Source organism: Neobacillus drentensis (genome assembly GCF_036965645.1).
Classification (GTDB): Bacteria; Bacillota; Bacilli; order Bacillales; family Cytobacillaceae; genus Neobacillus; species Neobacillus drentensis_D.
This window is the reverse complement of record NZ_JBALPZ010000043.1, coordinates 1-14,309: the sequence shown is the minus strand read 5'-3', so window position 1 is coordinate 14,309 and position 14,309 is coordinate 1. Positions and strand designations below refer to the sequence as shown.

General features: G+C 38.6%; 16 protein-coding genes and 1 pseudogene. 9 read left to right on the top strand and 8 right to left on the bottom strand.

Translation table 11 applies throughout. The features are described from left to right. Nucleotides 1-179: 179 nt before the first annotated feature. Genes V7266_RS08860 through V7266_RS08840 form a run of 5 tightly spaced genes read left to right on the top strand, consistent with a single transcriptional unit; the run spans nt 180 to nt 5,125 of the window. Nucleotides 180-1,097 (top strand): glycerophosphoryl diester phosphodiesterase membrane domain-containing protein, encoded by a 918-nt coding sequence (locus V7266_RS08860; RefSeq protein ID WP_335467529.1) that lies wholly within the window; start codon nt 180-182, stop codon nt 1,095-1,097. Between the two features lie 24 nt (nt 1,098-1,121). Continuing rightward, a complete protein-coding gene (locus V7266_RS08855; RefSeq protein WP_335467528.1) occupies nt 1,122-1,760 on the top strand; it encodes a DUF4129 domain-containing protein in 639 nt (212 codons plus the stop codon). Next, nucleotides 1,757-2,890 (top strand): DUF4350 domain-containing protein, encoded by a 1,134-nt coding sequence (locus V7266_RS08850; RefSeq protein WP_335467527.1) that lies wholly within the window; start codon nt 1,757-1,759, stop codon nt 2,888-2,890. The genes V7266_RS08855 and V7266_RS08850 overlap by 4 nt, the downstream gene beginning before the upstream one ends. Further along, a complete protein-coding gene (locus V7266_RS08845) occupies nt 2,887-3,816 on the top strand; it encodes an AAA family ATPase (RefSeq protein WP_335467526.1) in 930 nt (309 codons plus the stop codon). The genes V7266_RS08850 and V7266_RS08845 overlap by 4 nt, the downstream gene beginning before the upstream one ends. Beyond that, nucleotides 3,767-5,125, top strand: coding sequence for a DUF58 domain-containing protein (locus V7266_RS08840; protein WP_335467525.1), 1,359 nt, complete (start codon nt 3,767-3,769; stop codon nt 5,123-5,125). Before V7266_RS08845 ends, V7266_RS08840 begins: the two co-directional genes overlap by 50 nt. Here V7266_RS08840 and V7266_RS08835 read toward each other — a convergent pair. Then, nucleotides 5,103-6,083: a stage II sporulation protein M gene (locus V7266_RS08835; protein ID WP_335467524.1), complete on the bottom strand. Its 981-nt coding sequence runs from the start codon at nt 6,081-6,083 to the stop codon at nt 5,103-5,105. The two genes, V7266_RS08840 and V7266_RS08835, sit on opposite strands and share 23 nt — an antisense overlap. A 121-nt stretch (nt 6,084-6,204) precedes the next feature. On the opposite strand from V7266_RS08835, the gene V7266_RS08830 reads away from it, so the two are divergent. Further along, nucleotides 6,205-7,008 carry an RDD family protein gene (locus tag V7266_RS08830; RefSeq protein ID WP_335467523.1) on the top strand — a complete coding sequence of 268 codons (804 nt, stop codon included), beginning with the start codon at nt 6,205-6,207 and terminating at the stop codon, nt 7,006-7,008. 86 nt (nt 7,009-7,094) lie between these two features. Beyond that, nucleotides 7,095-7,670 (top strand): GNAT family N-acetyltransferase, encoded by a 576-nt coding sequence (locus tag V7266_RS08825; RefSeq protein ID WP_335467522.1) that lies wholly within the window; start codon nt 7,095-7,097, stop codon nt 7,668-7,670. Nucleotides 7,671-7,763: 93 nt separating this feature from the next. On the opposite strand, the gene V7266_RS08820 is transcribed toward V7266_RS08825, so the two are convergent. The 4 genes and pseudogenes from V7266_RS08820 to V7266_RS08805 form a co-directional block, all read right to left on the bottom strand. Further along, nucleotides 7,764-9,134: an aldehyde dehydrogenase gene (locus V7266_RS08820; RefSeq protein ID WP_335467521.1), complete on the bottom strand. Its 1,371-nt coding sequence runs from the start codon at nt 9,132-9,134 to the stop codon at nt 7,764-7,766. 41 nt (nt 9,135-9,175) lie between these two features. Continuing rightward, nucleotides 9,176-10,267: pseudogene (locus V7266_RS08815) on the bottom strand (iron-containing alcohol dehydrogenase). 75 nt (nt 10,268-10,342) lie between these two features. Then, the gene (locus tag V7266_RS08810; RefSeq protein ID WP_335467520.1) at nt 10,343-10,696 is read right to left on the bottom strand and encodes a spore coat protein; all 354 of its coding nucleotides are present in this window, start codon (nt 10,694-10,696) and stop codon (nt 10,343-10,345) included. 28 nt (nt 10,697-10,724) lie between these two features. Further along, nucleotides 10,725-10,994, bottom strand: a complete 270-nt coding sequence (locus V7266_RS08805) for a ferritin-like domain-containing protein (protein WP_176541327.1) — start codon at nt 10,992-10,994, stop codon at nt 10,725-10,727. Nucleotides 10,995-11,330: 336 nt separating this feature from the next. Here V7266_RS08805 and V7266_RS08800 point away from each other — a divergent pair, with 336 nt between their 5' ends. Continuing rightward, nucleotides 11,331-11,609, top strand: a complete 279-nt coding sequence (locus V7266_RS08800; protein WP_335467519.1) for a hypothetical protein — start codon at nt 11,331-11,333, stop codon at nt 11,607-11,609. A gap of 319 nt (nt 11,610-11,928) precedes the next feature. Here the strand turns inward: V7266_RS08800 and V7266_RS08795 are convergent, their stop codons facing one another. From V7266_RS08795 to V7266_RS08785, 3 genes are all read right to left on the bottom strand, one after another. After that, nucleotides 11,929-12,072 (bottom strand): hypothetical protein, encoded by a 144-nt coding sequence (locus tag V7266_RS08795; protein WP_335467518.1) that lies wholly within the window; start codon nt 12,070-12,072, stop codon nt 11,929-11,931. A 105-nt stretch (nt 12,073-12,177) separates the two neighbouring features. Continuing rightward, nucleotides 12,178-12,378: a hypothetical protein gene (locus V7266_RS08790; RefSeq protein ID WP_335467517.1), complete on the bottom strand. Its 201-nt coding sequence runs from the start codon at nt 12,376-12,378 to the stop codon at nt 12,178-12,180. A gap of 56 nt (nt 12,379-12,434) precedes the next feature. Further along, nucleotides 12,435-13,349 (bottom strand): type II toxin-antitoxin system SpoIISA family toxin, encoded by a 915-nt coding sequence (locus V7266_RS08785; protein WP_335467516.1) that lies wholly within the window; start codon nt 13,347-13,349, stop codon nt 12,435-12,437. Between the two features lie 198 nt (nt 13,350-13,547). Between V7266_RS08785 and V7266_RS08780 the strand changes: the two genes are divergently transcribed. Next, a partial coding sequence (locus V7266_RS08780; RefSeq protein ID WP_335467515.1) for a GNAT family N-acetyltransferase occupies nt 13,548-14,309 on the top strand: 762 nt, incomplete at its 3' end.

The following is a 14,309-nucleotide window of genomic DNA, read 5'->3' as shown; positions in this document are numbered from 1 at the left end:
ATGCCATTCATCTAGTCAAAGAGTCCCGCTTAGGGAATGAAGAGGGAACGGAAGCATAAACTTAAAAGAAGGCCATACTCAAAAGTTCGAGTTTGGTCATTTTTGTATTTTTTTACAAGTTTTTACTCTGAAGATTTGTTAGAATATATGGTATAAACATATTTTAGGGGGATAATGATTTGAATTCTACGTTTAAAGAACCAAAGGGTTTTGGAGAAATATTGGATCATACCTTTAGTTTGTGCAAAAATCGCTTTAAGGAATTTTTTACAATATTGATCGTCTTTATGGGACCTGTCTATTTACTACAAGCGATTATTCAAATGGCCACTGGGACTAGCTTTTTTCGGGATACAGGGACAGGTGGACAATGGTACGAACAAATCCTTTCTAACTTGGACAGTTCCTCCGGCTCGTTCGATTCCAGTAGTTTAAGTGCTGATATCGGTTTAATCGTTGTTGGGGTAGTCAGCTTCCTGCTTTTTCCGGTTGCTGAGGCTGCTATTTTATTTGCCATCCAGCATATTAAGAAAGAAGAAGAGTATACGATTAGTTCGGTTATTAAAGAAGCCTTCCAACGCTTCTGGCCGATGCTGGGCAGTTCGATTTTATTTGGACTTATTCTGTTTGGAATCATCTTGATTCCCATTCTGATTGCCGTTTTTTCAGGCGCTGCTCTAGCAGCTGCGGTACATCCTATTTTAGGGATATTGGCGGGAATTCTGTTGTTTATTGGGTTTGCGATCGGTGTCGGCCTGCTAATCACACGCTGGAGCTTTTATTTTGGATCAGTTGTCCTTGATAAGGTCTCACCGGGTTTCGCCCGCAGCTGGCGGCTGTCGAAGAAACGGACTTGGGCTTTGTTTGGTCTATATATTGTGTTTTACTTAATTGTTTCCATCATAAGCGTTGCCGTCCAATTAACATTTGGTGCGCTATTAGGGGACAGTGTTTTATTAGGCCTTATTTCCAATCTGGCATCATTATTTACGACGATGATTTTCTCGGCGGGCTATGGGGTCATGTATCTTGATTTAAAAACAAGAAATGATGCCGAGGATTTAAAGGAATTGATTGATGATTATCAGTCTATCTAAAAACCTATATGTTAGGTGATGGTTATGTTAAATGCAGTCAAAGCACGAGATGATCTTGGAGAGATTTTACAAAAACAGGAGTATCAAGTTTATTACAATCATTCTAAAGGGGTGATTGCAACTTGGTGGGAGAAGACCAAAGAGTGGATTGCCTCGCAACTGGAGAAATTGTTCCCTTCCATTCAATCGGCAAGTGGCGCTTCCAGTGCCATTCTACTTACGATTATTGTCATTGTTATTTTATTGTTAGGGGCCGCCGCCTTTATTTTGATTCGAAATACGAGACGAAATCGATTGGTCCGAAATCAGAAGCCGCTTCAATCAAAAGAGAGAAATTGGACGTACATAAGGCATTTGGAAGAGGCAGGAAAACTGGAATCCCTTGATGATTATACAGAATCGACAAGACACCTCTTCTTAGCTATGCTTCTTTACTTTCATGAAAGGGAATGGCTGGAGGCAAGGATATGGAAAACCAATTGGGATTACTACGATGAAATAAGAAAAGTGAGTCAGCAAACTGCTGAAGAATTTTACGAACTTGCCCACTTCTTCGAGGATGCGGCCTATGGAGAACGTAAGGTAAGTCCCGAAGAATATAAACCGTTTCGTACCAAAATCAGAGATATACTGGGAAGCAGGGGGGTGGAGAGTATTCAATGAATGCATCAAAAATCCGTGGATGGTTTTGGTTTGCCATCCTTCTCCTACTCTTTATAGGAGTTAGTTATTTCTCCTTTACACCGAAACCAAAAGTCTATCCGAATTACGTCTCCACCTCTCCTGCTCCTACTGGGACCAAGGCATTATTTACATATTTAAAAAAGGAAAAAGGCGTAAAAAGCTGGAACCATTCACCCAATCTACTACCTAATTGGGACAAAAACCAAATGCTTGTAATGGTCGGACCTGCTTTTACACCTGAAAAAGAGTTGATGCAGGCTTATGCAGATTATATGAATGCTGGAAATACGATCTTGTTATTACAAACAAATCCAAAAGGAATGTTTGATCTTGAAGCTGACTTTATTGAAAAGGATCATGCTGAAAGTGAGAATTGGACGAGGGTAAAGGATCAGAACCATAAATCTTACAAAGCAGAAGTGAATTCAGATGTTAGAATCCGTACTGTCAAGGGCGATGAACTTTTGCTGTCTGATCCGTATGGTCCGATCGCCATAAAAAGAACCTATGGAAAGGGACATTTAATCGCTGCCATTACCCCTGAGTGGTTGACCAATGATAAATTGCTGAAAAAAGACCATCTGCCACTTAGTTTTCAGCTTCTAAATCAAGACAATCCGGACACCCTTTTGTTTGATGAATATACGCATGTTGGGGAAAACGAATCGTCAATATTAACCGTTTATCCAATGTGGTTTTTGGTCCTCATTTTTCAAGGGATATTCTTGATAATGCTCTGGTTGTGGTATAAGGGGAAACGGTTTGGTCCATTGTTAAGCCCTCGGGAAGAGTGGGTCCGCTTTAGTGATGAAGGAATACAAGCGATTGCTGCCTGGTATTTAAAAGGCAGACGTTATCAAGATTCACTTCAAATCCAAGCCGATTATGTAAAAGTGCTGCTGCAGGAACACTGGCATGTTCCTTATAGTAAGGAGTGGCAGGACCTTACCCCTTATATTGAAAGAAAATGGATAAAAATACCTTCCCATGAGATGAAAACATTCCTAAACGGCTTAGCCGCCATTTTAAACAAGGAAAAAATCAATAAGCAAGAATATCTATTGTGGTCGAGAAAACTAGAGGAATTACGAAACGAGGTTGAATCATGATAACAGAATTAACATCTTTTTTAGAGAGATATGAAGATCGGATCCTAGGTCAGAGCCTTAATCTAAGACTCCTTCTTTCTGCCATTCTATCAGGCGGGCATGTCCTTTTGGAAGGAGTGCCAGGCACCGGGAAAACGCAAATGGTTCGAACGCTCGCAAATCTCTTGGGAGGCAGCTTTAACAGGATTCAGTTTACACCGGATTTATTGCCGAGTGATATTACCGGCAGTACGATTTATAACATGAAAGAAAGTACGTTTCATACCCTTAAGGGACCGATCTTTACCAATATCCTGTTAGCAGATGAAATTAACCGAACCCCTGCTAAGACACAAGCAGCGCTTTTAGAGGCAATGGAAGAAAAGCAGGTAACCATCCAAGGGGAAACCTATTATTTGCCGGATGTATTTTTTGTGGTCGCTACCCAAAATCCTATCGAATTTGAAGGGACATACCCACTTCCAGAGGCGCAGCAGGACCGTTTTTTATTTAAACTGTACATCGATTTTCCTTCCTTTGATGAGGAGAAGGAAGTATTGAAGATGGTAATTGAAAACAAAATGGAGGAAAATCCTCTAACAGCGATCTTGGATATAGAGACTTTTATAGCAATAAGAAAAGAAATTGAAAAAGTAACCGTTAGTGAGACGGTCTTAGGTTACATTCTACAGATCGTTCGTAAAACCCGAGAGTCAGAATCCATTCGCTTTGGGGCCAGTACGAGAGCTGGGATATCAATAGGCAAAGCAGCACGAGCCTGGGCCTATATTTCAGGGAGAGACTATGTGACGCCAGACGATATTAAGATGGTGGCCAAACCGGCGTTAAGACATCGGATTCAGTTATCTCCACATATAGAATTGGAGGGAGCAACCGTTGACCAAATCATTGAAGAGCTTGTGGGCTCGGTTCCTGTTCCAAGATAGAGGGATTTTGCCTGCCAAACGGTTATTATTCGTTTACCTCATAATTTCTCTAGTTTTCATAATAGGTGCGATGATTGGTCTCTCTTGGTCTTATGTTATTATTTTTAATTGTTTGGCCCTTTGTATGAGTTTAGTGGACTTACTATTTTCACCTAGTAAACAGCAGCTCAACTTTAACCGGACATTGCCTAAAGAAATGGAAAGAGGAATCCCTTATCCAATCGAGATTGAGGTTAGTAATTCCTCACCCTATTCTCTATCGTACCGATTGTTGGACGGCCTGCCACAATCCTTTGAAAGGCCATATCCACTGAAGGGACATATCCAAAAGGATTCTGCCGAAGTGATTATCTATCATACACAAGCTGCGATAAGAGGAAGCTATGACGTAAAAAAGCTGTATTTTCGCTATAGCAGCCGCTTTGGTTTATGGGAAAAACAAACAACCGTTTCATTGACGGCAACGGTTAAAGTTATTCCAGATTTAACCGAGACAAAACAATATTTAGAAAATGCTCAAGCCTTTTTAAAGTATGAAGGATTAAACATCCGCAGACAGAGAAGCGGTGTTGGTGATTTTTCAAAAATCCGAGAGTTTGTGGTTGGGGATGATCCGCGTAAGATTAACTGGCGGCAAACGGCCAAATTGAGGGAAGTCATGACAAATGACTATGAGCCCGAACACGGTAAATATATTACGATTTTAATTGATTCTGGCCGAATGATGGGGGCCGAATTGAAAAAGGGAAATCGGCTAGAAAAGGCGCTAGAAGCAGCCCTGACGGTTACGGCAGCAGCATTAAAAAAAGGCGATTTTGTTTCTGTTATTGGTTTTTCAAAGGAAATTCATGTCTTTGTTCCCCCTGCTAAAGGAATGGCTCATTTACAGACCATTCTGCATGCTATTTACAATCTTAAGGTGGACGCAGCTGAGTCAAATTATGGAGCTGTTTTACGGTATTTAGAAACGGTTCAAAAGAAACGAAGTCTGCTGCTCTTATTTAGTGATGTTCGCACTTTTTTACATGAGGAAAGTGCTTTAGTCTATTTGCAACGGCTTCGTCAGCGCCATTTATTTTTGATGATCGGCGTGGAAGATCAGACTTTATTAAAGAGGATAAAAGAAGTACCTGAGACGGTACAGCAAGCAATGGTAAAAAGTATTGCCCAGAAGCAAGTCATTATTAAAAAGCGGGTAAAGAACAAGTGGGAAAAACAGGGCCTCCAAATGATCGAGGCCCGTGAGGAAAAATTGGCTGTAACAGCCGTTTCTCATTATATTGAGATTATGAATCAAAATCTTTTATAGGCTGAGATTTGGCTAGTTTCAGTTTACCTATTAACACATATAGGATAAGGCTGGCAACGGTTAGGATCGCAACGATATATTTTGCTTCTAATGATATCTTTGCAGGTGTAATAAAGCCTTCGATGATTCCAGCAATCACAAACAATGGAATCGTACCCAGCAGCAGCTGAACGGACCGTTTGGAATGGCGCTTTAATTGCCAGCCTCTTGTGTATTGGCCAGGAACAAAGAGCTTATAGCCCATTAAAAGCCCGGCTCCGCCTGCGATAAAAATGGCTGTAAGCTCAATCATTCCGTGTGGAACAATATACGCCCAAAAATCATAGGATTTGCCGTGATGCCAAAATAGGGCTGCAAGTGCTCCAATCATGATCCCGTTATAGACCATTAAATAAACAGTGACCAACCCAAAGGTAATACCGCCAGCAAAGGCAAAGATGCCGACTTTAATATTGTTGGTCATAATACTCGCTGACATCAGGGAAGAATCAACGGCATCAGTTCCTTTTCCGAGTTTTTCTGGATCCACGCCTTTTGAAATTTCCGCTGGGAGGATCGAATATATATGGAGCGGGTCATTCATAACCGAAAGAAAGCTTCCGATCGCTCCAATTAAAAATAAAACCATCGCGGCCATGACAAATTTCCATTGCTCTAGCAGTAATCCAATAAATTTTGTGCTGAAGAAATAACGAATCTGTTTAAAGCTCGACACCTGGTCTTTGTATAATAGGTTATGCGCTTTTGAAACAAGGCCATTTAAATAGGGTGTTATTTCCTCATTAGGAAAATAAGTTTGACTATAGGAGAGATTTTGTGCGGCCTTTTGATATAATCGATGGAACTGTGTAATCGTTTCACCGGTATAGTCCCTTTTTCGTTCACTTAAAAGGGAAACGATTTGTTCTAGATGTTTCCAATCTTCACGGTGCATTTTGACAAATTGCTTGAGATTCATTCTGACACCTGCTTTTTTAGGACCTATGTAATTTTCTATACTTTTCTCCTTATTATAGAAAATTAATAGGAAAATAGAAACCATTACAGACAAAATCAACGAGATTTAAGGGGGGAATCTGATGACAGAAGATCATTTAGATATCAAAACACCAGAATATGTCGCTATTCAATTTAAGATTGCTGGGTTAGGGAGCAGAGCGGCCGCTTTTATTGTCGACCAGGTTGTACTCATGCTCGTAAATATAGTGACAATCGTGATTCTTTTTTTCGTTATGGATGGTATGGAATCGACACCTTTTTTTCTTAAGGAAAGTACCTTTCCAATTGCAGTTGTGGTGATTGGTTTGTTTATTTTAAATTGGGGCTATTTCTTTTTCTTCGAGTTTTTTTCTGGCGGCCGGACTCTGGGTAAGAAGGTGGTTGGAATTCGAGTCATTCAGGAAAACGGGCACAGTATTACATTGCTTTCCAGTTTTATTCGAAATCTCGTTCGGCTGATTGATTCGCTGCCAACTGCCTATTTTCTCGGTATTGTCATGATCTTTTTCCATCCTAAACATAAACGGCTTGGGGACCTTGTTGCAGGTACGATTGTCGTTCATGAACGAAAGGCCAAAAAGAAAAAGAAGCTTTCACCTATTGAAAAAGAAATCAATCTTAGAGGCCTTAGCCAAAATGACCTTGGATTGGATGAATGGACGTTAAAATCATTTACAGCTAAAGATTGGAAACTGGTCAGTACCTACGCCAGCCGTTTCCATCAGTTGCCAGTGGAGGAACGAAATCAGCTGACAAAACAGATTGCTGACCTTCTGCTGACTAAAACAGGAATCGACTTAGTCGAAAAAAAAGAAACAGAATTAGAAAATGATCTTCTTATTCTTTACTTAATTCTTAAGGAGGAATGGGAATTTGAGTTTTAGATTTTTTACTGTAAAAATTAGTATGAAATTCTACAAATAGCACATAATTCCTTTAGGGTATGACCAATATTAAAAGGAGTATGTCCATGCATTGGTATGAAAAATTAAATCAATATTTCCCGATTGAGGAAATGAAATCAAAAGAGCATATGGAAACTTTAATGAAAGAACGCTCTGATATCTATCATAAGGATGAAGGGCCGAATCATGTTTTAATGTATGTAGAGCTTGATAATTTTATTTTCATCGATTACCTTTATGTATCTAAAAATGCCCGTGGTCAGGGACTCGGTCATAAACTTATAGAAAAAATGAAGCACAGAGAGAAACCGATTATTCTTGAAGTGGAACCGGTGAACTATGAAGACAGTGATACAGCAAAACGGCTTCGTTTTTATAAGCGAGAAGGTTTTGAACATGCAGAGTCAATTGGATATGCACGGAGGTCTTTAGCTACATATGAAATTAATAAAATGGAAATACTTTATTGGGCTCCACATAATGAGTCAGAAGAAATCATATTTGATGCCATGAAAAAAACTTATAATTTAATTCATACCTATAAAGACAAACGCTTCTATGGCGAATCCTATCAACCAGTTGAAGAGGTACTGACTTTTAACGAAGAAACTGAAAATGAAAATATACTTGATAATTTATAGTATCCTCTGTGCTAGTCATTAGGAACAATAAAACTCAGCCTTTGTCATTATAAAAAGCCTGGCCTCACTCTTCTGGAGGTCAGGCTTTTTATTTTACTTCATAAATAACTTGATTTTTCCCAGTCCGTTCTTAACATTTGGATAACGGAACGGTATATCAAACTTTGTTGTTTGTTTAAGGACACTTTTTTGATGCGAGAACGTATCAAAATTCCCTTTTCCATGATAGGCTCCGATCCCGCTTGTTCCGACACCGCCAAACGGAAGGTATGGAGAGACAAAGTGATAAACAGTATCGTTGACACAGCCGCCCCCGAAGGAGACTTTATTTAAGACTTCCTCTTGGATATTGTTATTTTCGGTGAAGATATAGAGGGCAAGTGGTTTCGGATGGCTATGAATGCCCTCAATTACCTCTGATAAATCCCCATATTCCAGCACGGGAAGAAGAGGACCGAATATTTCATCCCGCATAATGGATTCTTCCCAGGTGATATCAGTTAAAACGGTAGGCTCGATTGTTAATCGTTCCTTATCGGTATTTCCACCCATAAATATTTGCCCATTGTCCAAAAATGAAGAAAGTCGATCAAAATGCCTTTCACTGACAATCCGCGTAAAGTCAGGATTCTTTAAAGGCTCTTTTCCATACAATTCAAGTGTTGTTTCCCTAAATTGCTTGAGAAACACATCTTTAATACTTTTATGAACATAAAGATAATCCGGGGCGATACAGGTTTGTCCCGCATTCGTAAACTTCCCCCAGGCAATCCGTTTAGCAGCCAATTTAAGATTGGCATCCTCATGAACAATACAAGGGCTTTTTCCACCCAGTTCTAGTGTTACCGGGGTCAAATGTTTTGCAGCTGACTCCATAATCATTTTTCCTACAGGTACACTTCCGGTGAAAAAGATGTAATCAAGCGGTTCATTCAGCAGGGCTTGACTTGTTTCGACGCCGCCTTGAACGACCGCAATATATTCCTCTAGAAAAATTTCTTTTATTATGCTCTCTAAGGCTTCGGATGTTTTCGGTGTTAATTCTGATGGTTTGATGATGGCACAGTTTCCAGCGGCAATTGCGCCAATTAATGGCGCCACTGCCAATTGAAATGGATAGTTCCATGGGGCGATAATCAAAGCCACACCATATGGTTCAGGATAAATATAACTGTTCGACCCAATATGGGTTACCGGTGTTTTAACCTTTTTGGGGGCTGCCCATGATCGCAGATGTTTCATCGTAAAACGTATTTCTTCCAAAACAAACCCGATTTCTGATGTGTACGCATCAAACTCTGATTTATTTAAGTCGGCTCTTAAAGCCTCCATTAGAGTTTTTTCATTCTTTTTAATGGCAGTTCGTAACTTTTGCAGGGCTTCAATACGGTAACCAACATTTTTAGTTGTTTCCGTTTTGAAAAATGATTTTTGCTTGTTAAGGAGAGAACGATAGGTCTCCATTCTTTAGCCACCTTTTTTTATTCCAACTTGAAAGAAAGATGCTATTCCTTTATGAGCTGGTAAAGTTGAAACATGTCATCCTTATGGAGAATTCGCGGAACAGGATAAAGGGGATTTGCTTCCGCAATGGCCCGTTCCACCATAACCGGAATATCAATTTCAAGAATGCCATTTACACTTTTAGGTATGTCCAGCCTCTCATTCAAATTTTTAATTGCCTCTATGAATTTCTCAGCATTTTGTGCAACGGAGTTCTCCGGGTCCGCAATGCCGACGACTTCTGCAAGTTCTGCTAACGGCTTATAGACAGAATCACCATAGTACTCATGGACATATGGTAAGATGATGGCATTTGCAAGCCCATGAGGAACCGAATAGAACCCGCCTAAGGTATGGGCAATGGCATGTACATAACCCACGTACGCTCTGGTAAAAGCCATTCCAGCCAGATAAGCCGCCTTTTGCATATTCGATCGTGCTGTAAGATTGGTCCCGTTCGAGTAGGCTTCATCGAGATTTTCAAAAATTAATTTTACAGCATCAATACTGTACTGCGTCGTATCCTTCGTATTACTTCTGCCGATATAGGCTTCAACCGCATGTGTCAAAGCATCAATCCCCGTTGCAGCGGTGATATGAGGGGGGAGTTTAACTGTTAACAAGGGATCTAATACGGCAAAATGCGGAATGAGTGATGTATCCATTATGGCATATTTTTCATGGGTTTTGCTATTAGAGACTACGGCAGCCAGGGTAGCTTCACTGCCTGTACCAGCTGTGGTGGGAATCGCAAAGAGGGGAGGGAGCTTCTTTAAAATTTTTAATAATCCTTTCATTTGTGGAATGGTTTTATTCGGTTTAACAACCCGGGCACCTACACCCTTCGCACAATCCATCGGGGAGCCTCCGCCAAATGCGACAATCGCTTGACAGTTATACTCCGAGTACATTTGGAATGCTTCTTCAATATTTTCGATTGTGGGATTCGGAACCGTTTTGTCATAGATTACTTACTTAATCTTTTCACCTTGCAGGTCTTCCAAAAATTCATTCATTAGTCCAATCGTGACGATTCCTTGATCGGTAACGATTAGAACGCTTTCAAGAAGTGAAAATAAGCTAGGAAAGATTATTCTGCTATTTTATTTTGACTTGAGCGGGATTAAGAAGTGGATAAAATAAAAAGCCTAGAACACTAGGCTTTCATCTTAGTATGGAAATTGTGAAGAATAGTTGTTAAATTGCTGATAGGCCTGATCAATTTTTTGTTGTTCTTCTGCCTCAAGCTTATACCAGCCATGCTGGAACATTAAGTTATACAGTTCACGGCTACTTTGATGTGTTTCATTAAGTATTTGCAGTAATTCTTGATGCAGCTGTTCATGGCTGGCTTCGCGAACTGCAATATTTAAGCTGTCAGTTAAATATTTGCAGGTACTAAGCGCATCATTAACATAGTCACGATCGTTCATTTCCGGACTTTTTACCTTTGGCAGTTCACCAGTTTGCGGATTGGCGATTTGATTCTTGTTTTGGTTTTGTTGTGATTGTTGGTTTTGCATCACTTAACCTCCGTTTTCTTTTTTGAAATTACTGTAATTGTGTATTAGGTAAGCTTGCTAAAGCTGCATTATTATCCACTTGTAGGTGACCAAGGATTCTTTGAAAATGATTTTGGTGCATTTGGCCGACTTTGTCGAGTGCTTGCTTAAATTGTGGATTTTGTACTTGCTGTGCCATAGAATGAAATTTCTTAAATGCAAGCAACTCCCATGACATTGCATCCTTTAAATATAAAAGATCCTTTGTGGTAATGGCTCTTGGCGGGTTGGGAATAGGCGGTTGATTATTTTGCATCATTTGCATAATAAAACTCCTTTGCTATTTTAGTTTTTAACAAATATAGAATTTGCAAAAGGGCGTGATTTTATGAAAAATACCACAGCCGCTTAAAAATAGAGAGGCTTTATTTGGATATAATAACGTTGAAGGTGAAGGTAACAAGACAGTCGGTCCGTTGAATTTAACGATGCGGAAGCATCACGCGATCAAGCAAGTGCATCAGGAAAATACGGAGCTGAATTTACTTTAACCGACAGTAAGGGTACAAGAAAAATTGAACGTAAAAAGGCGCCCTTTAGGTGTGCCATCTATATTCATGATGTGTGATAATTGATAAGGAAGAAGGCATATTCTGTGGGAACAGAGAAAATACATACTTTTAAATTTACAATGGAAGATACAAATGGAAAACTTGAAGTTGAAGGAGAACTATCTGGAGAAACAATAGTTCCAAATTATGATGATCTGAAATTTAAAGCGATTATTGCATTACTTAATTCTATAGATAAACAGAACTTTATCATAACAGATAATCTTCCATTATTTGATACGTTTGTAACTGAAATCGAGGAAACCATAATTGAAGTCTCAAAGTACGAATCATTTCAAGGAAAGAATACTAAAAGAGAATGAACATCCTAAATTTTAGCTAATGCCAATAATTTAGAACTATATTGGACGACAAACTGCCTCAAAGCATGAAGTATATCCGTTGTCAATTTTATGGAAAGGCTCATCATTTTCCTAAGGTGCATACCATAGCATAACCAGAGCAACAGCTATGGGATCCTCACGCTGGGCATCAGTTTGGTCCAGGGATTTAAGTTATGAGTAGATTCAGATAACCATTGATTCTAAAACCATGAATTCTATTATTAATCAGTAGGTTGTTATAACCAAACTTGGTAAAACAGTAGACAAACAAAAAAAGGCGGATGGGATAATCATAACCCTATCTGCCTTTCTTTAATTTATCAATATTGTCTTTTATTTTCTCATTTAAATTTAATAGTAAACTTTCATCTCTATCCCGTTTTGGCAATGTTCCAGAGGGCTTATCGGTTAAAAAAGGGCTTTTCTTCTTTTTTACTCCCACATGATCATCTCCCATACAAATCCCTGTCCATATATATACTGTTGGTATGGTCAAATTATGTAGGTTTTAATCAAAAAAGACAGGAATTATTCCTGTCTTATCATCTTATTTTGCGTAACGGCTATCTTTTAAGCGATCTACAGCTTCGTCACTTCTCTTAAATAATTCCCGTGTATACAATGATGGAGAAGTTCGTGGAATTGTTCGAGTAGCCTTCTCTTGTAAAAAAGGAGACTTCACTCTACCGCTGCGTCTTCCAACTATAGTTACTACATTTGCTTCTGATTTGTTCGTACGCTCTGGCATATAATCCACTCCTTTCCTATCTTTACCCTCATTTTATCAAACCTACACTTGTTTATCTACAATGTTTGCCAATTCGTTTGTTCTTCTTGTGTTTTTTTCAACCAGCTATGGATCAAAGCCAGATTAATGATGTGATCTATATCTATATCCAGCACATGTTCTTTTTCCGATTCGATCGAAATGACTACTGGAAAAACTTTTTCCAGGTAGGGGATAAGAACTGTTTGCTTGTTAATATGGACCACAGTATTGTCATTGATGGATTTCATTTGTTCTTCAGTAAGATTGATTCCAAGTACTGTACCAACCTCTTGTTTAAAATGAGTGTCATGATCCTTCTTGAAGACGGTAATCTCTTGTCTGCAAGTTTCACCATATGAAAATAAAAAATCCTCTAAACTCTCCCGATAACTTTCTATTTCAGCCCATTCCTGCGTTTCAAAAGAGGATATTTGGATCATGTCCAGAAGATATGTAAATTGTAAACTTCTATTCTGAGTTTGAGCAATGACTTTCTTCATTTCTTCATTGACACTTTCAACTTCATTGATTTGTTCCATTTCAGCCCCGCCGATTTTCTTGATAGATGGAGTAAGAAACAAGGCTAAATCAATAAAAATGAACATTCCTGCTAACAATGTATAACGTTGCCACTCTGTCACATCAAAACCGGTTTGATTGAGGAGCAGAACCACCCCAACAATAAACAAGAAATACCATGTTCTGCGAAGATTTTGTTTATGGCTGGTAAAAAAGTCTTTAAAGGCCCAACTTATGTAGAGGATGACAGCTGAAAATACAGTAAGTATAAACCACTTGTTTTCCTGGGTGTAGGAGAGGATGGTATCTTGCCAGATCATCTTTACAAAAAGTAGAATAATTACAAGAATGAGAGGGATTACTATTTTTATAATGATTATGCAGTGGGGTTTCTTATACCATTTTTCAGGCACCTCTTGATTCCCTTCCATAATTCACCTCCTCTATGAGTATATCATATTCTGGCAGGTTTACCTCTCAATGAATTTTATCATATATAATCGAATACTTTATGTTGAACACAATGAACGCAGGTAGTTTTTATAGATATTCAAGCGGTTTTCATAGATAGGGATGGAACGATTAGTGGAAGTAAGGAAGCAATTGAAAAACCAAAAGGGGAACGAAATATGAAGGAACTTAAATATTTAAAAGATTATAAGCATAATGAGGATCTTAGAAAAAGTTTCAATGAACTTGCTGCGAAGGTATTTGGCATTAATTTTGAAGGTTGGTACCAAGTAGGATTTTGGAATAACCGATATATCCCTTTTTCTTATATTGATGATAGTAAAGTTGTCGCAAATGTTTCGGTTAACGTTCTTAATTTAGTTATTAATGGTGAGAAAAAAAATGCATTACAGATTGGCACAGTTATGACCCATCCTGATTATCGAAAGAGAGGCCTTTCTGCCAGTTTAATGAACAAAATACTAGATGAATATGAGAATGAGTACGATTATATGTACTTATTTGCCAACCAAACGGTTTTAGATTTTTACCCAAAGTTTGGGTTTAAGCCAGTTAATGAATATCAATTTTCCATGCAATTTACACCGAGTCAAGCAGATGTTTCTGCTATTCGGAAACTTAATGGTCACAATACCGAGGATCTTCATTTTATTTATGAATTTGCGGCCGACAGATTACCTGTATCTAAACTGTTTGGAATGGAAAATACACAAGGGGTTTTAATGTTTTACTGTATGCACGTTTTTAACAACGATGTTTATTATCTAGAGCGTGAGGATGTTATCGTAATCTATAAAAAGGATGAAAATCAAATTGATATTTTTGATATCATTTTTAAAAAGGAAATTAATATTCAAGATATTCTTTCTAAAATAACTGATCGAGAAATCAATAAAATTGTTTTTCATTATACCCCCGAT